This window comes from Catenulispora sp. MAP12-49 (genome assembly GCF_041262705.1).
GTDB lineage: Bacteria > Actinomycetota > Actinomycetes > Streptomycetales > Catenulisporaceae > Catenulispora.
This window is the reverse complement of the sequence record NZ_JBGCCP010000008.1, coordinates 105,961-128,552: the sequence shown is the minus strand read 5'-3', so window position 1 is coordinate 128,552 and position 22,592 is coordinate 105,961. Positions and strand designations below refer to the sequence as shown.

Here is a 22,592-nt window from a genome sequence, read left to right as displayed (position 1 = left end):
TCCGTGGGGTCAGTATTCGATGGCGGCGCGGCGCATGACACGGCGCAGGACCAGCGTGATGAAGCCGATCAGGACCAGGGCGACCATGGCGGCGGCGGTGGCCATTCCCAGCTGCGGGGTGCTCCGTGGCGGGAATGCCGTCTCGTACACGTACATGGCGGTGTTCCAGGAGTTGACCGGCGGTGCGGCGCTGTTCTGGGTGCCTCCGAACGCCAGGATCAGTTCGAAGATCTGTAGCGACGACACGGTCCACAGGACCGCGCACACGCTGATGACTTCCCAAGCGAGCGGCAGCGTGACATGCCGGAAGCGTTGGAAGGCGTTGCAGCCGTCGAGTTCGGCGGCCTCGTACAGGTAGGTGGGGATCTGGTCGACGCCGGCCATGATGATCGCGGTGTAGTAACCGGTCGCGGTCCAGATGATGGTGCCCAGGATCATCGGGAACTGGTTGTCGGTGGACAGCCATTTGGGCGGAGTGGACACCCCGACGTCGTGCAGGACCTGGTTGACCGGCCCGTCCGGGGAGAACAGGAATCCGGCGAGGATGCCGAACACCATGGCGTTGACCAGGCACGGGAAGAAGATCACGGAGCGGGCGAACAGCCTGGCCCGCATCTCGCGCAGCGCCATCGTCAGCCCGAAGGCGATCACGAAGGTGCACGCGCCGCCCACGAACAGGATCTTCAGCGTGTTGGTGAGCGAGGACCGGAAGGCCGGGTCGTCGAACAGGACCTGGTAGTTCTTCCACCCACGCCACTTCTTGTCGCTCACCCCGTCCCACTTGTAGAACGAGGTCCAGGCCGCGTACCCGATCGGGACCAGGAAGATGACGGTGTAGAAGATCACCGCGGGGGCCGCGAACGGCCAGAACATGCGGCGGTGCTGGCGCTCCAGGGGCGAGCGCGAATTCGTCTTGGCCCGGGAGGCCTCACCCCGGGCGCGACGGGCCCGGGGGAACGCGGTGCTCAGTGCGGCCATCGCGTCAGCTCTGCGACTTCCAGTAGGAGACCTGGGTCGCCTTGACCTTGGCCACGAACTGCTCCGGGGCCAGCTTCCCGTGCCAGAAGTCCAGGAAGTTCTGCGCGAAGACCTTGGTGTACACGTCGTCGCCGGACTGTCCGTCGAAGGTGAGCCGGACCGCCGAGCTGTCGAGCGCCTTCTGCACGTCGGTCAGGTCCGCCGGGGCCGGGACGTCCGTGCGCGTGGTCAGCGTGTCCGCGGTCGAGGCCAGCGCCGCCATGTTCTTCTGCTGCACGAACCAGGCGATGAACTTCTCCGCGGCGTCGGCGTGCTTGGCCTTCTTCGGGATCGTGAAGCCGAAGGTCATCGAGTCCGGCGCGGTCACCCCGGGCGGCAGCATGGCGCCGTACTTCCAGGTGGAAGCGACCTCCTTGCCGGTCTCCGACGTGACCCAGGATCCGTTCATGAAGAACGCGTCCTTGCCGGACGCCCATGCGGTCTCCTGGGCCGGGGTCTTGGTCGCGTCGTACCCGGGAACGACGTAGTGGCCGGCGATCAGCTGGTCCGTCTCCTGCGCGGCCTTGAGCACCGCCGGGTTGTCCCAAGCGGCCCCGGTCTTGTCGTTCGTCAGATCGGCGAAGTTGACGCCGGCGGCGTTGAGCCGGTAGTCGAAGATCAGGCCGTTGGTCCAGTCGTCCTCACCCTCGGAGGCCAGGCACGGCTTGCTCTTCGCCTTCAGCGCGTCGCAGACCTTGATGAAGTCGGCCCACGTCGCCGGCGGCGTCGGCATCGCAGCCTTGATGTCCGGGTCCGCGGCGTTGTAGAAGAACTCCGCCGAGCTGACGATGTAGGGGATCACCCAGTTCTGAACCCCGTTCGAATCCTTCGGCAGCGCCTGGTTGTACTTGGCCGGTATGATCTCGCCGACGGTCTTGCCCTCGCCGGGCACCTGCATCGACAGCACCGGTGTCAGATCGAGCGCCTGCCCGGTGGAGGCGGCAGAGCCGTAGATGACGTCCGAGCCCTGGTCCCACAGGTCCGGAGCCTTGTTGGCCGTGATCGCCGGCACGATCCGCGTGTTCACGTCGCGGCCGAGGAACTGCACGTCCACCTTGACGCCGGTCTCGGCGGTGTACTGGTCGAAGAGCTTCTTGATCGCTTGACCCTGGGGTTCCTGGGCCGTCCACATCGACCAGTAGGTAAAGCCGTCCTTGGAACCGGAGCCGGAGCTGGAGGAACAGGCGGACAGCCCTGCGGCCGCGATCACCGCCGCTGTGCCTACGGCGGCGAGCCGCCGGGGGGTGGTTGTCATCGTTGAGCCCTTCTGTACGAAGCCTGATTCAGGGATGGGTGAACCGATCTCCCTGCCTGATGTCGGTGAAGGTGGAGCTCAGCTGGTGCCGCGGGTCACGCGGCGGTGCGTACCGGGGCGCTGCTTCCTCTGACGAGCAGGGTGGGGCGCAGCAGCGACAGCGCGTTGGTCGGCGGTTTGCCGGAGTCGACGGCGTTCAGCAGCAGTTCGACGGCCTGTTGGGCCATCTCCCGCTTGGGGATCGCGACTGTGGTCAGCGCCGGATCCAGGCTGCCGACCTGCGCGATGTCATCGAGTCCGACGACGCTGACGTCCTCGGGCACGCGGCGGCCGGACCGGGTCAGGGCCTGCATGGCGCCAATCGCGAGGGCGTCGGAGGTCGCGAAGATCGCGGTCAGACCCGGGTTCGCGGCCAGGGCCTGGTTCGCCGCCGAGAATCCGTCGACCGCGTTGTCGGCGGGTCGGGCGAACACCATGCCGTCGTCGATGGTCAGCCCGTCGGCGGCGAAGGCGCGGCGCAGCCCGGCCACGCGGGGTGCGTGGGAGGGAAGCTTGGCGATCGCGGCGATCTTCTCGTGCCCCAGATCGCGCAGATGCCGCCCGGCCAGGTACCCGGCGTTCTCGAAGTCGATGGACACCACCGGCAGGGTGTGCGGCGGATCGAGCTCCCAGGCGAACAGCGCGACCGGGAAGCTCGCCTGGGCCAGCATCTCCAGCTGCTGAGCGACCCCGAGGTCGCCGGCGACCAGGAGCGCGTCCACGGAGCGGGCCGTGAGGTTCTCCAAATGCTGCCGGGTGTAGTCGGGGTCGTCGCGAGTGGTGGCCAGCAGCAGGTTGTAGCCGTGGCCGACCAGGACATTCTCGACCTCCTCGACCACTTCGGCGTAGAAGGCGTCAGCCACCGAGGGCACGAACAACCCGACGGTCCGCGTCGCACCGGTGCGCAGCGACCGGGCGAGCAGGTTCGGCTTGTAGCCGAGTTCCTGTATCGCCGCGTTCACCTTCGCCGCCGTCTCCGGTCGGACCTTCTTGCCCGACACCACATTGGAAACGGTCTGCTTGGTGACCCCCGCCCGCGCCGCCACCTCCGCCATCGTCACCACAAGTGCTCCCCAACGTTTATCGATCCACGAAAGTGGCGCCAGCGTAGGCACTGTCGCCGACCCGACGCAAGGAGTAGCCCGTCTGTCGTGACCTAGCCGTTACCGCGACACGGGTGCGGGATGGCCGCCCTGGGGCGTCGAACCATTGACGCCTGCGGAAACCTAGCGTTACGGTGCCCCCTACATCAGCTACGTGGATCGATCCACACACCAGGCCAGGAGTGAAACGTGCTGCGTCAAAGCTCTGTCAACAGGCAAGCAGGCCGATGAAAAGGCTCGCCGTGCTGGCCACGGCGGCGGTGATCGCGGCGGGCGCGACCGCGGCCGCCATCTGGCCCGAACACCACGACGCACCGGCGAAGGCCGCCGGCACCGCCGACATCCTGGGCCGCACGGCGGGAACGGGAAGCCTGCGCCTGCTGGCGTTCCTGGCCACGCAACCGGACACCGCCGTGACGACCTCACGGAGCCAGGCGGTCGATCTGGTCAGCCTGCAGACGCAGTACGGCGCCAAGGGCCTGTCAACGCAGATCATCGACGAGAGCGGCGCCGGTCGCGACGCCCTCACCAACACCTACTACGACTGGCAACTGGGCGGCGTCCTGCTGGCCGCCGATCCGGCCCGAGCGCTCGCCCGGCAGTACAACGTGACGGTCACCCCGACGGTGGTCCTGCTGGACGCCGCTGGCGCCGTCATCAAGCGCTGGGACTCCCCCGTGCACACCGTGCAGGCCGCGCAGGTCATCGCCGGCAAACTCACCAGCTGACCAAAACCCTTCCCGTTTCAGCACGCCCGGCCCGGGCGTGGCACCGCTGTTCCCGCATGCCCTTTGACATGCCCTTTGAAAGGAGAAACACGTGTCACACCAGCACTCTGGCGGGTCCTCATGGCGCAGACGCCTCATCGGACTCACCGCCGCCCTCGCGATACCCACCGGAATCACCACTCTGGCCGTCACAGCTCAGGCGCACGCAGCAGCAGGCTCGGCCTACTACGTGGACTGTTCGCAGTCCGACAACGGCGACGGCTCCCAGTCGAGCCCTTGGAACTCGCTGGACTCCGTCAACGCCGCGACGTTCGGCCCCGGCGACCAGATCCTCTTCGCCCGCGGCACCACCTGTCACGGGGCGCTCACGCCTCAGGGATCGGGCGCATCAGGCGCACCCATCGTCATCGACACCTACGGCACCGGTCCCAAGCCGGTCATCGCCGGCGACGGTGCGACGGACGCGGTCCTGCTGAACAACCAGCAGTACTGGGAGATCCGGAACCTGGAGATCACCAACCACGGCGCCACGGCCGCGAACCGCCGCGGCGTGCACATCGTGCTGCAGGACTTCGGCACCGGCAACCACTACCGGCTCACCAACCTCACCGTCCACGACGTCAACGGTGCGGACACCAAGGACCTCGGGGGCAGCGGCGGCGTCCAGTTCGACGTCCAGGGCAACTCGGTCAAGACCAAGTTCAACGACGTGGTCCTGGACGGCAACGACATCTACACCGTCGACCGCTCCGGCATCAACATGTCCAGCGACTGGATGTGCCGAGCCTCCACCGGCTACGAAGGCTGCAACCCCGGCCGCACCAACACCTACTACCCGTGGACCGGCTTCGTCGTGCAGAACAACACGGTGCACGACATCGGCGGCGACGGCATCGTCATGCAGTACACGCAGAACGGCCTGGCGCAGAACAACGTCGCGTACGACACCTCCGCCCGGCCCAACGGCGACAACGCCGCCATCTGGGTGTGGAACGCCGACAACGTGATGTTCCAGTACAACGAGGCTTACGCGACCCAGAAGCTCCCCGACAACGGCGACGGCATGGCCTGGGACGCCGATTACGGCACCGACGGCACCGTCTACCAGTACAACTACAGCCACGACAACGTCGGCGGCATGGCTATGTTCTGCGGCTGCGGTGACCAAGCCGGAGCGGCCACCACCAATGCCACGTTCCGCTACAACGTCAGCCAGAACGACGGCAGCCAAGTCCTGCGCGACTACGGCGAGAACAACGGCATGTTCTACAACAACACCATCTACGAGCCCGCAGGCTCCACCGCCGAAATCCTCACCACGGGCGGTCCCACGCTGACGCTCGCCAACAACATCATCGTCAACAACGGCAGCGGCGGCTACGACTACAACGGCACCACCTTCACCAACAACATCCTGTCCGGGAGCAGCACGTCCAACATCCCACCCGGTCAGATCACCGCCGATCCCCAGCTTGCGTCGCCCGGCAGCGGCGGAACCGGCCTCGGCACGGTGTCCGGATACCAACTCACAGCCGGCTCACCGGCCATCGGCGCCGGCACCGTCATCCCCAACAACGGAGGACACGACTACTGGGGCAACACCGTCCCCGCGGTATGCGCACCCGACATCGGCGCCAACCAGTACTCCACCCCTGACGACAGCTCGTGCTCGGGGAGCAACGCACATCTGCGCACGGTCGCCTCTGGTCTGACCAACGGCACCAGCCGGAAGCGGCACCTGCCGTAATGACCCGCATAACCCTCGCACACGCCCGCGCTGACAGCGTACGGGGACTGTGATGGCGACCTTCGATCTGGTGGTGGTCGGGGATGCCAATCCCGACGTCCTCATCGCCGGCGCGCCTGCCGTCCCGGCATACGGCCAAGCCGAAACGCTGGTCGAGGCCGGCTCCCTCGCCCTGGGCGGATCGGCGGCGATCGTCGCGCACGGCGCGGCCCGGCTCGGGCTGTCCACGGCGTTGGTGTCGTTGGTCGGCCGGGACGCCGCCGGTGACTTCGTCCTCGACGCGCTGTCGTCGGCGGGAGTCGACATCAGCCTGGTCGCGCGGCACGAGCGGGAGCCCACGGCGCTGACCGTGTGCCTGGGCGGCGCGGACGGGGACCGCGCGATCCTGACCTCGCTCGGGTGCCTGGCCTCGTTCGAGCCTCCGAAGCAGCTTCCCTCGTCACGCCATGTCCATGCCGCGGCCTACTTCCTGCAACCGCGCCTGGCCGCCGGCCTGGCGGAACTGTTCGGCGACGCCCGCAGCCGCGGTAGGACCACGTCCCTGGACACCAACGACGACCCCGCCGGCAGCTGGAAGCTGGCCCCCGGCGTACTCGACGTCTGCGACTACCTGCTCCCCAACGAGGCCGAAGCGCTGGCACTGACCGGTACATCCGACGTGCGGGCGGCGATGGCCGCCTTCGCCGACGCCACAGTCACCCCGGTGGTCAAACGCGGCCGACACGGCGCGACGGCACTCAACTCCGGGAAGACCCACACCGTCCGCAGCACTCCGGTCGATCCGGTGGACACCGTCGGCGCCGGAGACAGCTTCGACGCCGGATTCCTGGCCGGACTTCTCAGCACCGGCGATCTGGACCTCGCACTCGCCCTCGGCTGCGCCTGCGGCGCACTTTCGACCCAGGCGGCGGGCGGCACCGCCGCACAGCCGTCGTGGAACCAGGCCGTCACCTACGCGTCGGCGACGACCTCCACCGCCCCGGTAGCAACCATCGCGCACAACGAGGAGGAATCGTGAAACGCACTGCCACCGCACCACCACACCGTCAGGGAACCGCCACAGCGCGGACCACCCGACCGCTCGCGCTCATCAGTACCCTGATCCTGGTCCTCGCCGGCCTGACCAGCTTGGTCGGCGCCCGGCCCGCGCACGCCGACGCGGTGTCGATCACCGTCGACGGCACCAGTTCCGGGCGGGTCTTCGACGGCGTCGGCGCGATCAGCGCCGGCGGCGGCAACTCCCGCCTGCTGATCGACTACCCCGAGCCGCAACGGACCCAACTGCTCGACTACCTGTTCAAGCCCGGCTACGGCGCCGCGCTACAGGGCCTGAAGATCGAGGTCGGCGGCGACACCAACTCCTCCGACGGCTCCCAGCCCAGCCATGAACACACGCGCGGTGTCGTCGACTGTCACCAGGGCAACGAGTGGTGGCTGGCCCAGCAGGCCAAGACCCGCAACCCCGACCTCAAACTCGCCGCGCTGTCCGAGGGCGCGCCCGGCTGGATCGGCGTCGACGACCCCAACAACCCCAATCCCGGCCACGGCTACTTCTGGTCCACCGACGAGATCAACTACCTGATGGACTGGCTCGGCTGCGCCAAACAGAACGGCCTGACCATCGACTACCTCGGCGGCTGGGACGAACGCGGCTACGACAAGGGCTGGTACGAGAACCTGAAGGCAGCCCTGGTCTCCCACGGCTACCCCACGAAAGTCATCGCAGACGATGACAACACATGGCGTGTCGGAGAAGGCCTGGCCGCGGACCCGGCGTTCAGCGCCGCCGTCGACATCGTCGCCGTGCACTACCCCTGCGGCTGGAACTCGGATTCCAAAACCTGCTACGACCCCAGTCAGCCAGGCCAGCAGTTGGCCATCGACTCCGGCAAAACCATGTGGGACAGCGAGGGCGGAACACAGCCCACCGACGAAGGGGCGACGGCCGTGGCCCGGTCGATCAACCGCGAATACATCGACGGGCGCATAACGTCCTACTGGAACTGGCCGGCCATCGCCGCGCTGTACCCGAACCTGCCGTGGAACACCGCCGGCATGTCGATCGCCAACCAGCCCTGGTCCGGCAACTACCACATCGGCAAGACCACCTGGGTCACCGCGCACACCACCCAGTTCGCACAACCCGGCTGGCAGTACCTCGATTCGGCCAGTGGCTACCTCGGCGGCGACCGCTCCAATGGCAGTTATGTGAGCAGGAAGTCGCCGAACAACTCCGACTACAGCACCGTGATCGAAACAATCGACGCCAGCGCGGCGCAGACGTTGTCGGTCAACGTCGCCGGCGGTCTGTCGACCGGCACCGTCCACGTGTGGGCCACCAACTTGAACTCCTCGAACTCCGCCGACTACTTCGTCAATCTCCCCGACATCACGCCCAGTGGCGGCAGCTACTCGCTGACCCTGCAGCCCGGCTATGTCTACACCCTGACCACCACTACAGGGCAGAGCAAGGGCGATGCCACATCGCCGCCGGCGGCGCCGCTGGCGCTGCCGTACAGCGACAACTTCCAGACTCCGGCAGCCAGTACCTCCCCGAAGTACTTCTCCGACATGAACGGCTCTTTCAACACCGTCTCCTGCGGCGGCGGCCGCACCGGAACCTGCCTGCGGCAGATGGCACCCACCGAGCCGATCCGCTGGACCGGCGAGAACTACGACGCCCCATACACGATCATCGGCGACAACTCCTGGAGCGACTACACCGTCACCTCCGACGTCATGCTCGAACAATCCGGCAGCGTCGAACTCCTCGGCCGCGTCGGCGAACAGAAAGTCGAAAACCACGCCCTGGACGCCTACCACCTGTACGTGTCCGACACCGGGGCCTGGTCCATCAAGAAGAGCTACGCCACCGCGGGAACCGCTCCGGGTCCGGATGACCTGTGGGCCTTCACTGAGCTGGCGTCCGGGACCGCGACGGCGCTGGGCACCGGCAGCTGGCACACCATCGCCTTCGGATTGCAGGGCTCCACGCTGACCGCCAGCATCGACGGCACCGTCGTGGGGCAAGCCACCGACTCCAGTTACAGCACCGGTCTGACCGGCCTCGGGGTCGCCGGATACCAGACCGACCAGTTCTCGAACTTCTCCGTGACCGCCGGCAGCTGAGGGCCCGCAACTCAGCCAGCCGATCAATTGGGTGCCGGACTCGCGTCCACGAGTCCGGCACCCAGCACCCCTTCTGTCCTGTGGCACTGAGCCTTCTGGAATCTCTCGCCCCGCGGACCATCGAAAACTCGTAATCCAGACGGTGGCCGCGGATCTCCTTCTTTTGGGGCGCCCCTGACCTATGGGTGGGTGGGTGTGGCTGGTTGCGGTTTGTTTGTGGGCTGATAGTCACAGGCGTTTCTTGACGGCTTCGCGCGGGGTCTGCGGGATCCGTTGGTGGCGCGGGTCGGGGGGGTGGTGCTGGTTTCGCGGGGCGGTGGTGGTGTGGGTAGGTGGGCGGCTCTACTGCGGCAGTCAAGGTCAAGAGCCACAGTCAAGAGCTGAAGAGCGCCTCCGGCGGCGCCTGCGCGGCGAGCGGCCTCGCTCCGGGGAGTGGGGGCCGCGCTGCTAGGCGGCGGACGCTGCTTGTGGTCGCCTTCGTCCCGGATTCCCCGCCGCTTCGTCGCCCGGAGGGAACCATCCCGGCCTGGGCGGTGTCAAGCCGGATCGCACGCTGCTGTGGTCGGGTATCGGCGGCTTGACACCGCCCAGTCCGGGATGGTTGTGCAAGCACCGCCGAAGCGACGGGGAATCCGGGACAACCCCGGTCTGTGGTGTGGACTCGGTCCACTTCGCGAGGCACAGCGGCGGCCGGGCGGTGTGTGCGTGTGGTGCGGGAACTCTTCCCACAGGCTGGGTTTGTCCCGGATTCCCCGTCGCGTCGGCGGGCGTAGCCAAGCAGGCCGGGCCGGTGGTGTCAAGTCGCTGATACCCGGCCACCAGCTGGGCGATCCGACTTGATACCACCGGACCGGCCTGCTTCCGTAAGGCGACGATGCGACGGGGAATCCGGGACAGAGGCGACCACAAGCAACGTCCGCCGGCAGCCAGCGCGGCCCCCACTCCCCGGAGCGAGGCCGCTCGCCGCGCAGGCGCCGCCGGAGGCGCTCTTCAAGCTCTTGACTGTGGCTCTTGACCTTGACTGCCGCAGTAGAGCCGCCCACCTACCCACACCACCACCGCCCCGCGAAACCAGCACCACCCCCCCGACCCGCGCCACCAACGGATCCCGCAAAACCATGCGCGAAGCCGTCAAGAAACGCCTGCAAGCCACCCACCCCAGCCGCACCCACACGAGGAACTCACCCGCACATAGCTCAGGGGCGCCTCTTTTGGAGGAGTCATGTTCCGGAATCCTGGAGAGACCGAACGGATGACCACAGAGGTCGACACGGCTCTGGTGGCCGCGGCCCGCGACGGCGACGGCGCCGCACTCGACGCTCTGGTCACCGGCTGTCTGCCCGTGGTCTCGATGGTCATAGGACGAGCTCTGGCATACCAATTCGACGCCGAGGACGCCGTGCAGGAGACGATGCTGCACCTCCTGCGGGGGCTGCCGAAGCTGCGCGAGCCCGCGGCGTTCCACAGCTGGCTGATGGCCATCGCCACGAACCAGATCCGCAAACACCACCGCCCCCCCGTCCCCCAACCACCGGAAGCATTCGAGGGCCTGGCCGATCCCGGCTCGGATGTCGCCGACCTGGTGATCTGGGAGCTCGGGCTGGCCCGACAGCGCCGCCAGATCGCCGAGGCGACCCGCTGGCTGGACGACGGCGACCAAGAACTGCTCTCCCTGTGGTGGCTCACGGAAGCCGGGCAGCTGAGCCGGACCAGGGTGGTCACCGCGTTAGGACTGACGACGCACGCCATGAGCATGCGCGTCTCCCGGATGAAAGCGAAGCTGGACAACGCACGACACGTTGTCAGAGCCCTGTCCGCCGCTCCTCCCTGCCACACACTCGCCGGGGTAACCGCGAACTGGCCGGGCCGACCGTCACCACTGTGGCGCAAGCGGATCTGGCGACACGTGCGCGACTGCGACCACTGCCTGCGCTGGGTAGAGGAGCTGGTCCCCACCGAACGGCTACTGGCCATCGCCTCGACGGCCCTGCCACCGAGCCGGCCTGAGCCTCCGCCCGGCTCATACCCGCGGACCCGGCGTACCCGAAGGGATGTGAGTACCGGGTGCGGGACATTGAGTATCAGCACTCAGGCGATGTGATCACTCCGGTTTCTACGATGGCTGATATCCGAACAAGCCGAGTAGGCGGGGCGTCATGGTCTCTGGTGCGTATGGAGTGAGTGCGGTGGGTTCGCAGCGGTTGCCGACGGCCTACCTGGTGGTGGTCGGCGTGCTCGCCGGGTTGGGGGCATTGCTGAACTGCCTGGCCTCGTTTCTGTTGATCTTCGCGACGGATGACTGCTCGAAGGACAACCCGGCGTTCCGCTGCACAGGGGCGGGGATGCTGACGATGTGGGGTGCACCGTGGGTGGGGCTGGTCGCGGCGGCGGGTGTGTCGGTCGCGTTGGGTATGTGGTGGCGCGGCGGTTGGATGTGGTGCGGCTTGCCGGCTGGTGTCGCGGTGTATGCGGGCGGGCTGCTCGTCACATGGCGGGTGATGACCTCATGAGCGCTTGAAGCGTTGGCGCCGACAGCAGGCCGCCGCATCGGTGTGGATCCCGAGTCAGGAGTCGCTGAACTCCTGGGTCATCCACACCGTTCCGTGGTCGTAGATGATCGAGATCCCGATCGAGACGTGGACCGGGCTGAGCAGGTTGTAGCGGTGGCCTTTGTCGGGGTTCTCCGCGAGCAGGCTCTGGGTCATCTTCTTGCCGAGCGCGACAAGGGTGTTCTCGCTGCTGTCACCGACTGGCCCGAGGGATGCTATGTTCTCGCCGCACCACATCCCGGGGCCGTCCGGGCCGGCGTCCCGGCTGCAGGGGTCGGGTTCGCCGGCGCAGTAGTGGCTGAAACCGCAGCCGTCGATCATGAGGCGGTTGTGCGTGTCGGCGACAGTGGTCATGTGTGCGTCCATGCGGTAGGGGTGCAGGCCTTGTGCTGCACGGGCTGCGTTGATCAAGGCCAGGACTTGATCGGCGGGCGTGTTCGCCTGTGATGTGCTGCTCGGTGCGGTGGTGGTGGGCGTCGTGGTGTGCGTCGATGGCGGTGGCGTCGTGGCGGATGACGACGACGAAGGTGTCGGCGTGTGGCTGCTCGGGTGCGTGGAGGGCTTCGTCTGTGTCGGGGTGGATGAAGGCTTATGCGTCGGCGTCCGGGTAGGGGACGTAGTGGCGGCCGGTGTCGGGGACAAGGTGGCAGTCTGTGTCGACGACGAAGTATCGGCCGTTGTCGCCCCGGACGTGGAGCTCCGCGTGCCGCCGGCGTCTCCTGCCATCGCGAGGCCGGAGTCGTTGCCGCCACCCGGGCGAGCCAGCGCCGCGACGCCCCACGCGCTGGCTATCGTGGTCACCACAGCGACTGCCACCAGGAGCGGTTTGCCCGCAAGCGTCAGTGAGTTCCCTGCGCGATGCCTGCGGACATGGGAAGCACGATGAGCGGCCGCGTGCGCGCGGGGGGATGTGCCGGGAACCGTCGAAGCAGCCGATGCGGTCGTGGTGCGTGCAGCGTGCCCGAACGGCACCGGAACCAGGGCCAGCCCGGCCAACAGCCGCTCCGGGGCGATCAGATCCGCCCCCAGACCACCGCAGCGCTCGCATTGACGCAGATGCCGGGCGATCCGCTTACGCCACAGCGGACTTGGCCGGCCCTCCCACGGGTCCAGGATCTGACTCAGGTCGGCGCACCGGGGGACGGCGCCCAGCGCACGCACCACCAAGCGCCCGGTTTCCAGCTGCGCCTTCATCCGGTTCACCCGAACCGTGACCACCGAGGCGTTAAGGCCGATCGCGTCTACCATCTCCGACCGGGTCAAGTGGCCGGCGACCACCAGCCACCACAGCGACAGCAGCTCCCGGTCGTCCTCGTCCAGCCAGCGTGTCGCCTCCACCGTCTCCCGCCGCTGCCCGGACAGGCCCAGCTGCGTCAGTGTGAGGTCGACGAAGTCCGCACCCGGATCGGCCACCACCGAGTACTCCTCCAGACCGATCGACGCCGTCGGACGAGACCGATAGTGCCGCCGGATCTGGTTCATGGTCACCGCGACCAGCCAGGACCGGAACGCGTTGCCGTCCCGGAGCCCGGACAGCCCGCGCACGACGCACAGCATCGCGTCCTGCACCACGTCGTCGACGTCCGCGCGCCCCGGCAGCGCCCGCCCGACGATGTTGTAGACCAGCGGCAAGGACCTGCCGACCAGCTCGTCCATCGCTTCCAGGGAACCGTCCCGAGCTGCCGCGACCAGCTCCGCGTCCACTGCCAGGTTGTCCATCCTCGCGCTCCATCCATCAGGTTCGGCGTCGTCGTTCATGAAGGGAGATCCCGCAGGAGCGACCACGTTGCAGAAATCTGCCGGCCGCCTGGAAGATCCGCATGAGCTGGATGACGCTGCTTCGCGGAGTTGAAGACAATGAACCTGATCGTCACACGCTGCGGGAGTTCGCCGCGTCCGCGGGGATGACCGGTGGTGGCAGTGGCGCCGGGCCAAGGGTCGTCGTGCCCGGGCGCGCCAGCCCGGTCAGCCCTCGTCGATAGGCCGCGAGGGCTTCGCGGGTACGGCCTTGCCGGTCGAGCAGGTCGCCGAGCAGGCGCGAGGTGTCGGCCAGGTCGCCGGTGAGGTCGGCTTCCTGCTGGATCTCGATCGCCGTGCGGTAGTGCCGTTCGGCGTCGTCCGGATCCTGGGCGCGGTCACGGATCATGCCGAGCAGGCGGTGCGCGGCGGCGGCGTGGATCGCCCCGTGGCCGGGCCCGAGGCCGGTCAGCAGCGCGTTGAGGAGTTCCTCGGCTTCGATGATATGTCCCAGTTTCCAGCGGACGTCGGCGAGTTCGACCTCGACCTGCACCGCGTAGAACGTCGCGCCGGTGACACGCAGCATTTCGGCGGCGGTGCGCAGTTCGGACTCGGCGTCAGCGAGCCGGTCGTGCTGGGCGTGCAAGTAGCCGCGCATCCAGTGGCACTGCGCTAGCTCCGCGCGGATCTCCCACTGTTGATACACCTCCTGCGCCTTGGCCAGCGAGGCCTCGGCGTCGGCGAACCGGCCGCCGACTGCCATGGTGCGCGCGACCGAGCGGTGCAAGGTGGCGACGGCCACCGGGTCGGACACCCTCGGCCCGTTTGTCGTAGATCTCGGCGCGCAACCCGTCCGGCACGCCGATCGCCAGTTCCTCGTAGCTGACGGCGAGCCGATCGGCGAAGTAGCGCAGCACGGCCTCGGAGGGGTTCGCTTTGCCGGCCTCCACCGTGGACACGTACGCCGCGGTGTATCCAGGCTCTGCCAGAGCACGCTGGGTCATGCCCCGCGCGCTCCGCAGACGCTGAAGGCGCGCGCCGACCTGATCCGGGCTCTCCGGACCGGTGCCGGCAACGGGCATCGCGTTCTCCTCATCGCCTTGTTTCAGATCGTTCACCGAACTCGTATCACAAATCCTCCCAAGACCTTGCGCCTCGGGATATCCGTGCTCTACGTTAACCCACACAGTAAGTGGAGTTAGCTCCTCATTTAAGTCGAGAGCGCGGTGCCGCGCCTTCCGGAATCCGGCACCGCGATCTGCCCTCGGCAGTTCCTCGCCCGCGCCACCCCCCTCGGCGCGCACGGCGCGCCCACTCCCCACCGGAGGCACCCCCATGCCATCGAGAATGTCCCGCACGATCCGCAGAAGCCGTATAGCCGCGGCCGTCCTGTCCGCGGCGGCGGCCGGCGCCGTCGTCCTGCCCGCGAGCAGCGCGCACGCCGACGTCTGCTGGTTCGGGTCCTGCTACAGCTACGTCACCGGGCGGCAGGACGCGGCGGCCACGGGCGCCAGCGTCGACATGTACCAGGCCGACCCCTACGGTGTGGCCTCCAATGGCCACTCGCTGCAGGAACTGGCCCTGCAGAACACTTACGACACCACGACCGCCGACACCATAGAGATCGGTTGGTCGGTGGACCCCGGAGTCAACGGCGACTACCAGACCCACCTGTTCGTCTACCACTGGGTCAACGGCCAGGGCACGTGTTACAACGCATGCGGCTTCGTCCAGACCTCCTCGACCGTGCAGGCCGGAATGACACTGACCCCCGGCGCCACCGGCAGGTTCAGCCTGGTGAACTACAACGGCGACTGGTGGGCGTACTACAACAATGTCCCGTTCGGATACTTCCCCGGATCGCTGTGGGGCGGTGCGTTCACCACCGCATACTCCATCTCCTCCTTCGGCGAGGTCGCCTCAAGCAACCAGATGGCCTGCACGCAGATGGGCGACGGCGCCTACGGCAGCAGTCCCGGCTCCTCCTCGATATCCGGATTCGAGCTCTACGGCTCGGACGCCGCACCCGATTTGACCGTCACAGCCACCGACCCCGGCTACTACGACTACGGCGCGGCCACCGCCACCTCCTTCAACCTCGGCGGTCCCGGTGCTTGCTAGGTTCTGAGGCGCCATCACCACCGCGATGCTGTTCGTCGGCCTGATCGCGGCACCATCCACCTCCGCCGCCACCTCCACCTCCGCGTCCGCCGTCGCCCCGGCGCCGCCGCCCAGCCGACTCCCGCTCGCAGCCTCGGCCCCAGCGGCCCGATCTGCCGGTACGGAGCCTGCTACGACTTCGTCAGCGGGCAGCGGCGGACCGGCATCACGTGTGCCAGTGTTCTGATGGCCTCCACGGTCGAGATCGGCTGGACCGTGGACGCCGAGCTCAACGGCGACACTCGGCGGCGGTGTACCGGGTGTCGGCGGAGCTGCATCGCACGGCCGGTGCGGGCGTGCGGCGCCAGTTGCCGGCGTTGGACGCGGCCCGCGCTGCCACCCTTTTGGTCAGCTACGCCGCCCGCAGCACCGAAAACTGCCTTCCACCGCCTCTGGCATCAAGGCTCGTAGCTGAGCTTGTGCGTGTACATGCGCACGTCCGCCGCGTTGATAACGTCCGTGGCCGAGCGGTGGTCGCGGATGTCGGCCCAGCCGACGCTGGCTCCGATCGGCGTGTCCGGCGCGATGTCGTTCCAGTCGGCTGCGGCGAGCAGCGCGGTGGCACGGGCGCCGATGATGTGGGCGTCGCTCAGCGAGGTGTCGGGAAGGATGATGACGAACTCGTCTCCGCCGTAGCGCGCGATGAGGTCCCCGACCCGCAGGGCTGAGGCCAGGATGTCGCCGACGCGGCGCAGGACGTTGTCGCCGCCGATGTGGCCGTGAACCGTGTTGACCTGCTTAAACCGGTCCAGGTCCAGTACCCCGACGGCAGCCGGGCGGCCGGAGTCGATCAACTCGGCCAGCCGCTCGTCGAGGTGGCGCCGGTTCGGCAGTCCCGTGAGCGGATCGGTCAGCGCCTGCGCCGCGTAGCCGGCCAGAGTCGTCTCCAGCATCGCCGGGTCCGGGCCGCGCACGACCCGGTTGGCCAGGGAACGCTGGATGAGGAACAGCCGCTGACTCATGAGGCGGAAGGACTGCCGCTCGGCGGCGAGCGCCCCGGCGTGGTCACCGATGGCCGAGTGGGCGATGGATCGCAGCCGGTAGTGCTCGGCGGCGTATGCTTCGCTGTCCACGTCGAGGGAGTCGAAGAAGGCCAGCGCCGCTGTCGGCCGCCCTGCGGCGATCGCCATGCACGCCAGTACCTTGCGCTTCCTGAGCTCGGGGAACATCGGGCTGACCGGCGGTGCCAACCTTCGCGGATCCACCCCCGGTTCGCCACCGAGCACCAGCAGCCGGGCCAGCGCGTAGGAGGCGTTCATCTTGTCCCAGAACGACAAGGTAGTGAACTCCACGGACTCCTCGGCGCGGACGACCCGTGCGATCTCCTCCAGCTGGCGAACGCAGGCGTCCGTGTCTCCGATATCGTCCAACAGCAGCGCGGCGGTCAGCCTGGGGGTCAGATTGCTGGCCAGCACGGGCCACCGGCCGACCGCCTGCTCCTCGCAGCGAGCCAGGGAGGACGTGGCCGCCTCGGGCAGCCCGATCCAGGCTTGGCAGTACGACAGTGCGCGCCAGGCGAATGCGGACAGATACGTCGGCGTCGCCGCTGAGTCCAGCGCCTGCTCCCCGTCCAGCAGGTGCTGCAAGGCCGCGTCCCAGTCCCCGTTGAACCGGGAACCGGCAGCAGCCTCTGTATGGAACAGCCCCAATGCCACAGGCTCGGCGACAAGTTCGACGGCTTGGAGGGCGTCCTGCTCCGCTTCGAGGTACTCCTGTCCGGCGTCGTCGAGGTCGAGCAGCGCCGACATGCGCATTACCGAAGCCACAGCGCGCTCATCGGCATCGCTGGACTCCTGGAGTATGCGCTCGGACTGCGTCAGCAAAGCTCGGATGCCACCGGTGTTCTTCAGCTCGACCAGCGTGTCGGTCGAACCGGGAAGCCGGTCTCGGTCGTCGCTTCCGTGCACAGCTCACACCTCCTCGCTGCAGACCCCGGGCTGGAAGGCTAGCCGTCGATCGCGGGGTCCGCAGCTTGAAGGGTGCGTGTGGGGGACGGGCTGCGCCGTCGAACAGGTCGTCAGTGACGCCGGTTCTTCAGTCGCCGTGCGCGCAGGAGGAATACCGCCCCAAGCCCGACGACGCCGGTGGCGGCCAGGGCGGGGAACAAGATGTTCGCGCCGGTGTGGGCCAAAGGCTTGCCCGCGGCGGCCGCCGAAACCGGGGGCTCCGATGCGGTGTGTGACGGGCTGGAGGTCACGCCAAGGTCGTCCGTGCCGTCACCGCTGCTGCTCGAGCGGGGGCTCGAATGCGGGGTAGCGGAAGGCTTGGACGTGGTGTGGGTGCTGTGGCTGGGCGAGGGAGTGTGAGTCGCGCTGTGGCTCGGGCTGGGGCTGGTGGGCGCGGTGCTCGTCGCGGTCGAGGGGTAGTTGAGCTCGAGGTGGACGTCGACGCCGTCGCCGGTCATGGCACTGTAGGTGATCGCGATGTGGTCGGCCAGGTCGGTGATCGGCGTTGTGCCGGTGAAGGATCCGACCATCTTGTTCTTGTCCTCGGTGGTGTTGCGAATCTCGGTGGCGCTGGTGTAGTGGCCGCCGTCGATGCGGAAGACGAAGACGCCGGGGTTCTCGACGTCGGTGTCCACGCTGTTCGCGATCGGGGCGCGGTATTCGATGACGAGCCGGTCGCCGGCGGTGCCCAGCGGCATGTCGATCGCGCGGGTGCCGGCGGCGGACGTGGCGGCGTGCAGCGGAGTGAGGTGGACCGTCGCAGTGGCCTTGGGCGTGGCGATCTCGGTGGGCGGCAGCCATTTCATGGCTATGAGTTCAGGGGCCGACAGTCCCTTGTGGTCGCCGCCGCCGCCCATCGGGGTGACGTGGCTGTTGCCGTCGTTCGCGCATCCGGTGAACTTCCCCAGCGGGCACAGTTGGCGCATCTCGTGGTCGTAGCCCAGATTGTGGCCGAACTCGTGGACGGCGGCGGTGGTCTCGCCACCGCTGACTGCTCCCTCCTGGAACCAGGTGACGGAGCCGCCGACCTGACCGAGTCCCCACCAGCTGCACGCGCCGGTGCCGGGAATGACGATCGACAGGTGGTCATAGCTCAGGCCGGCCGGCAGGTTCTGGCGCGCCAGGTCGGCGATCTTGCCGGTGTCGCAGCTGGAACTGGGCACGTCGATGGTGAAGGGCCCGAACACACCATCGCCCTGCGCCGGTACGACGCTCACCCGACCGCCGGAGTTGGCGGCGTAGTACGCGGCCACGGAGTCGGGAGCCTTGAACAACTGCTGCACCGCGTCGGCGTGCGAGGTCGCGGCGGTCGACAAGGTTTTGTCGCTGAAGTTCACCAGGACCACCACGTGGTGGTCGACAATGCTCACCGGCCCCGAGTCGGCCGAGGCGGGGACGGCGAGCGGGACCGCCGTCGATACCACCGCGGCGATGGCCGCACCCAGGGCGACGAGTCGGCGACGGCGCGGCCGGCGTGTCGTCGCTACTGCTTGAAGATCGTTGCTTGTCATGTGCTTTCCTAGCTTTTCAGGGCACCGCGCGGCGGGCCCGCTTCCTTGCCTCTGCGCTAGGAGATGCTCAGCCGCCCCAGGTATTACAGAAGACACGCGACCAATCCGACCGACTTTCGCGGAGTGATGACGTCCCTTCCATGCGGGATCAGGCGTCTGACTACTGGCCCACCCCGGACTCGGCGACGGCGGGTCAGGATCATCGCTGTCAGGCGGGTGCTAAGGCCAGGTGGCCTGCGACGCTGTTATGCGTCGCAGGCCACCCGGTGGTAAGCCAATCCGTGGAGCCTGTCGGCTTAGCTGATGACTTGGAACTCGTACAGCGAGTATCCCCACTGGGTTCCGCGGGCCGTGCCGTACATCCGGACGTAGCGGCCGGTGCCGGTGAAGCCGGTCAGCGTTTCGGTTCCTCCGGTGCCGCCGGTGCGGGTGTAGACGGTCGTCCAGTTGGTGGCGTCGTTGGAGGTCTGGATCTGGTAGTCCTTGCCGTAGGCGGCCTCCCAGGAGAGCACCACCTTGGTGAACGTCTGCGGCGTGCCGAGGTCGACCTGCAGCCACTGCGGGTCGCTGAACTGGCTGGACCACCGGGTCGAGGAGTTGCCGTCCACCGCGTTGGACGCCGGGTAGGACGAGCTCTCAGTGCTCGACGCGGTCGCCGGTTTGCCCTGGGACAGGTTCGTGCCGTTCAGGGTTCCGGCGGTCAGCGCGAAGGTATGGATCTTCGAGTTGGCCGGCAGGGTGACGGTCGCGATGGTCTTCGTCGGGTCGATGGTGATCTGGTTGGTGAACAGTCGGAAGGTGCGGGTGGTGTCTCCGTATCCGGACTGGAGATCCCGGCCCTGTGTGGAGATAGCGAGCGTGGAGCCGAACTCGGTCGGGCTGGAGTCGGCCCAGTTCGGGAAGCCGATGGTGCCGGTCGTGGTGGTGCCGTCGGTGTAGGTGACGGTGACGTTGTCGGTGACGTCGCCGGCCTCGGATCCGAGGAAGAACAGGGTGCTGCCGCCGTGTCCGCCGCCCTGGATCACGGCCGAGCTGCCTGCCACGTTGTCAGGGCTGCCCGCGGCCACGTTGGGCCACAGGAAGGCGCTTCCCGCCCTGGGAATCATGCTGCCGGGGGTGATGCCGGCGGCGCTGAGCTGTTCGGCGGAGAAGCTGTTGCCTTGGCCGTCGAAGTTCCCTGGCGTGACGTTGGACTGCGAGGTGATGCCGACGTTGTTGAACGCTGACGTCAGATCCAGCGTTCCGGCAGTCGGCGTACTACCGGCTCCGATGGTGAAGGTCTGCTGGGCGTTGGCGGTTCCGGGCGCTCCGGTTCCGGTGATGGTGAACGTGGATGGCGTGCCGGTGGTCGGGATGCCGGTGATGCCGCCGGTGTCGGCGTTGAGCGTCAGACCTGCTGGCAGGGCGCCGGCGGTGACGGCGTAGTGGATGATCGACGGGACGTTGGCGACGGCTCGTGCCTCGTAGAGGCTGCCGGCGGTCATGCCCGGCAGTGCGGTGTTCGGGAAGGCGGGAGTAGGCGCGGTGACCGTCTGGGGCGAGCCGATGTTGGCACCTGAAGCGTCGAGTTGCTGCAGGGACCAGCTCTGGCCGGCCGTGATGACGGACAGGTGCCAGTGCGTGGACTGGTCGCGGAACGCCGCCTGCTGCGCCGGGGTGAACGCGCCGAGGTTGCGCGCGGTGTCCCACTGCTTGATGGCGTTCAGCAGTGTGGCGGTGTTGGAGCCGTTGGCCAGGCTGGATATCGAGGTCCGGAAGCCGGATCCGGCGTTGAAGCTCGCGGCGCGGGCCAGGGTGTCCTCCAGGGACGACAGGCTGCCGTTGCCGTCCAGGCCGATCCAGCCCAGCATTCCGGGCAGGTAGTTGGCCTGGTAGTAGGCGTTGTGGATGTAGAGCTGGTTCATGCTGGTGGAGCCGACCTCGCCCCAGCTGGCACGAGAGATGCCGTCCCAGATGTTCGAGCCCTCACGGCTGGTCTCGGAGATGAAACCGTCCGGGCTGTTCTGCTGCCGGAACGTGCCGTTGACGAGGCTGGCGAGTCCGTATGCGCCCCAGCCGGACTGCGAGGCCGACTCCAGTCCGTCGAACGACATGCCGTCGACGCCGGTGGTGTTCCAGATGGTGGCGAACCTGGTGGCGACGGCGTTGATGATGTTCAGCCCGCCGATCCCGCCGCCGTAGGCGTTCTGCGGGATCCGGGTGACGGTGGCGCCGGCCGGGTGGGAGGTCGCCGGGGTGCTCCAGCTTCCCCGGCCCAGGCCGCTGACCTGGCATCCCCCGCTGATCGGAGTGACCGTTCCGTAGCTGACGACCTCGCTGTCGAGCTTCATCAGGTGTCCCTGGATGCTGGAGGCCAACGGTGCGCAGCTTGCCAGGTAGACGGTGGTGTCGCCGGCGGCGATGCTCTGGGTCGCGGTGGTCGCCGTTCCGACGGTCAGGTCGGGGCTCATCGAGGGCGCGGCGTAGGGGTCGCTGTAACTGACGAAGTCCGACAAGGTGTGGGTGCCCACCTGGATGCCGTCGGCCTTGGCTTGGTTCACCAGCGCTGTCGCGGCAGTGTCGGTGCCGCCGAAACTGCCGTCGAACTGATAGTGACCGTCGGTCTGCCAGGGGCCGTCGGTGCTGCCGAGGGCGTAGACCATGTTCATCCCGCCGGCCTTCGCCAGACTGGCGGCCTGATCCACATCGCCGGTGTTCAGGTCGTTGACCACCAGGATCGACTGGGACGTCGCCTGGGCTGCCTTCTGCCATTGTCCGTTGATCGTGGGGTAGGGCAGGCCCTGGTCTTTGGCGATGTTCGACAGTTCAGTCAGCGCCATGTCCGGTGTGGTGCCGTACAGAGCGATCTTCGAGCCGACGACGCTGCCCTGACCGTTCGGCAGCGGCCCGACCGGGATCGGGTAGGCGGCGTTACCGTCGGCGTCGGTCATGCGGTTGCGCTGCTTGGTGTAGTCGAAGGTGAAGGCACGCAGCAGCGTGCCCCACGACGTGCTCGCGCCGACGCTCCACTCCTCCAGTGGAGCCACCTGAACGTTGGAGGGGTTGGCAGCGACCTGGTTCTCCCAGCCGATGCCGGTGTTCACCTCCTCGCGGGGCCAGCCGCCCTCGGTGCGGTCGGTCAGCGGCTTCATCCCGATGGCGAAGTTGTTGTCGCGGACGATGCCGACGCTCTCGCCGAGGGTCTGGGTGATGTCCGTGGGCAGTGGCCCCCACAGCAGGGTCTGCAGGTCGCCGCCGTTGGGGGCGGTGGCCTTGGTGACGGTGAGCGTCGAGTAGGTGGTCATGTCCTGGACCGCGACATCGACCTCGAACCCGCCGGAGCCGGTGAACACCAGCGTGTTGCCGCTGAGCGTCAGCGTCGAGGGCATCACCTGCTGCCCGCCGACCATCAGACTGACCAGCGGAGCGGTGCCGTGCCCGGTCGCCAGATAGTTCACGCCGGTTCGCGCGTCGGCCAGACTGGTGACCTGTCCGGTGCCGTCCATCCCGATACGCAGATATCCGGCACCGACGACGACCCCGCCGGAGCCGTCCGATCCGACCGAGCCTGAGGCGCTCGCGACGTTCATTCCCGCCAGGCCGGCTGTTGCCAGGCTGATGGCCGCGACTGCGACCACCAACCGTCTTCTGATTCTTGGTACTGGACTCACGAGGCTACTTCCTTTCTTCTA

Annotated in this window: 14 protein-coding genes and 1 pseudogene; 7 read left to right on the top strand and 8 right to left on the bottom strand. The window is 67.8% G+C overall.

The window, feature by feature from the left end; all coding sequences use genetic code 11:
* Positions 1 to 9: 9 nt before the first annotated feature.
* The 3 genes from ABIA35_RS17410 to ABIA35_RS17400 all read right to left on the bottom strand — a co-directional run bounded on the left by ABIA35_RS17410 (position 10) and on the right by ABIA35_RS17400 (position 3,366).
* The gene (locus ABIA35_RS17410) at positions 10 to 978 is read right to left on the bottom strand and encodes a carbohydrate ABC transporter permease (protein ID WP_370345072.1); all 969 of its coding nucleotides are present in this window, start codon (positions 976 to 978) and stop codon (positions 10 to 12) included.
* Positions 979 to 982: 4 nt separating this feature from the next.
* Positions 983 to 2,272: an ABC transporter substrate-binding protein gene (locus ABIA35_RS17405; RefSeq protein ID WP_370345073.1), complete on the bottom strand. Its 1,290-nt coding sequence runs from the start codon at positions 2,270 to 2,272 to the stop codon at positions 983 to 985.
* Between the two features lie 95 nt (positions 2,273 to 2,367).
* Positions 2,368 to 3,366: a LacI family DNA-binding transcriptional regulator gene (locus ABIA35_RS17400; RefSeq protein ID WP_370345081.1), complete on the bottom strand. Its 999-nt coding sequence runs from the start codon at positions 3,364 to 3,366 to the stop codon at positions 2,368 to 2,370.
* 275 nt (positions 3,367 to 3,641) lie between these two features.
* On the opposite strand from ABIA35_RS17400, the gene ABIA35_RS17395 reads away from it, so the two are divergent.
* From ABIA35_RS17395 to ABIA35_RS17370, 6 genes are all read left to right on the top strand, one after another.
* Positions 3,642 to 4,142 carry a peroxiredoxin family protein gene (locus tag ABIA35_RS17395; RefSeq protein WP_370358550.1) on the top strand — a complete coding sequence of 167 codons (501 nt, stop codon included), beginning with the start codon at positions 3,642 to 3,644 and terminating at the stop codon, positions 4,140 to 4,142.
* Positions 4,143 to 4,233: 91 nt separating this feature from the next.
* Positions 4,234 to 5,889 (top strand): hypothetical protein, encoded by a 1,656-nt coding sequence (locus tag ABIA35_RS17390; protein ID WP_370358549.1) that lies wholly within the window; start codon positions 4,234 to 4,236, stop codon positions 5,887 to 5,889.
* A 52-nt stretch (positions 5,890 to 5,941) separates the two neighbouring features.
* Entirely contained in the window at positions 5,942 to 6,907 is a 966-nt protein-coding gene (locus ABIA35_RS17385; RefSeq protein WP_370358548.1) for a carbohydrate kinase family protein, read from the top strand.
* Complete coding sequence (locus tag ABIA35_RS17380; RefSeq protein ID WP_370358547.1) at positions 6,904 to 9,018, top strand: galactosylceramidase; 2,115 nt, start codon at positions 6,904 to 6,906, stop codon at positions 9,016 to 9,018. The genes ABIA35_RS17385 and ABIA35_RS17380 overlap by 4 nt, the downstream gene beginning before the upstream one ends.
* 1,252 nt (positions 9,019 to 10,270) lie before the next feature.
* On the top strand, positions 10,271 to 11,119 hold the full coding sequence (locus tag ABIA35_RS17375) for an RNA polymerase sigma factor (protein WP_370358546.1): 849 nt from the start codon (positions 10,271 to 10,273) through the stop codon (positions 11,117 to 11,119).
* Between the two features lie 85 nt (positions 11,120 to 11,204).
* Positions 11,205 to 11,528 (top strand): hypothetical protein, encoded by a 324-nt coding sequence (locus ABIA35_RS17370; RefSeq protein ID WP_370358545.1) that lies wholly within the window; start codon positions 11,205 to 11,207, stop codon positions 11,526 to 11,528.
* Positions 11,529 to 11,582: 54 nt separating this feature from the next.
* On the opposite strand, the gene ABIA35_RS17365 is transcribed toward ABIA35_RS17370, so the two are convergent.
* Together ABIA35_RS17365 and ABIA35_RS17360 are read right to left on the bottom strand one after the other, a co-directional pair.
* Positions 11,583 to 13,286 (bottom strand): sigma-70 family RNA polymerase sigma factor, encoded by a 1,704-nt coding sequence (locus ABIA35_RS17365; protein ID WP_370358544.1) that lies wholly within the window; start codon positions 13,284 to 13,286, stop codon positions 11,583 to 11,585.
* A 151-nt stretch (positions 13,287 to 13,437) separates the two neighbouring features.
* Positions 13,438 to 14,386: pseudogene (locus ABIA35_RS17360) on the bottom strand (tetratricopeptide repeat protein).
* A gap of 265 nt (positions 14,387 to 14,651) precedes the next feature.
* Between ABIA35_RS17360 and ABIA35_RS17355 the strand changes: the two are divergent.
* The gene (locus tag ABIA35_RS17355; protein WP_370358542.1) at positions 14,652 to 15,425 is read left to right on the top strand and encodes a neprosin family prolyl endopeptidase; all 774 of its coding nucleotides are present in this window, start codon (positions 14,652 to 14,654) and stop codon (positions 15,423 to 15,425) included.
* A 437-nt stretch (positions 15,426 to 15,862) separates the two neighbouring features.
* Here the strand turns inward: ABIA35_RS17355 and ABIA35_RS17350 are convergent, their stop codons facing one another.
* The 3 genes from ABIA35_RS17350 to ABIA35_RS17340 all read right to left on the bottom strand — a co-directional run bounded on the left by ABIA35_RS17350 (position 15,863) and on the right by ABIA35_RS17340 (position 22,538).
* Positions 15,863 to 17,371, bottom strand: a complete 1,509-nt coding sequence (locus ABIA35_RS17350) for a GGDEF domain-containing protein (protein WP_370358541.1) — start codon at positions 17,369 to 17,371, stop codon at positions 15,863 to 15,865.
* A gap of 110 nt (positions 17,372 to 17,481) precedes the next feature.
* Positions 17,482 to 18,921 (bottom strand): hypothetical protein, encoded by a 1,440-nt coding sequence (locus ABIA35_RS17345; protein ID WP_370358540.1) that lies wholly within the window; start codon positions 18,919 to 18,921, stop codon positions 17,482 to 17,484.
* A 296-nt stretch (positions 18,922 to 19,217) separates the two neighbouring features.
* Positions 19,218 to 22,538, bottom strand: coding sequence for a discoidin domain-containing protein (locus ABIA35_RS17340; RefSeq protein WP_370358539.1), 3,321 nt, complete (start codon positions 22,536 to 22,538; stop codon positions 19,218 to 19,220).
* Positions 22,539 to 22,592: the final 54 nt, after the last annotated feature.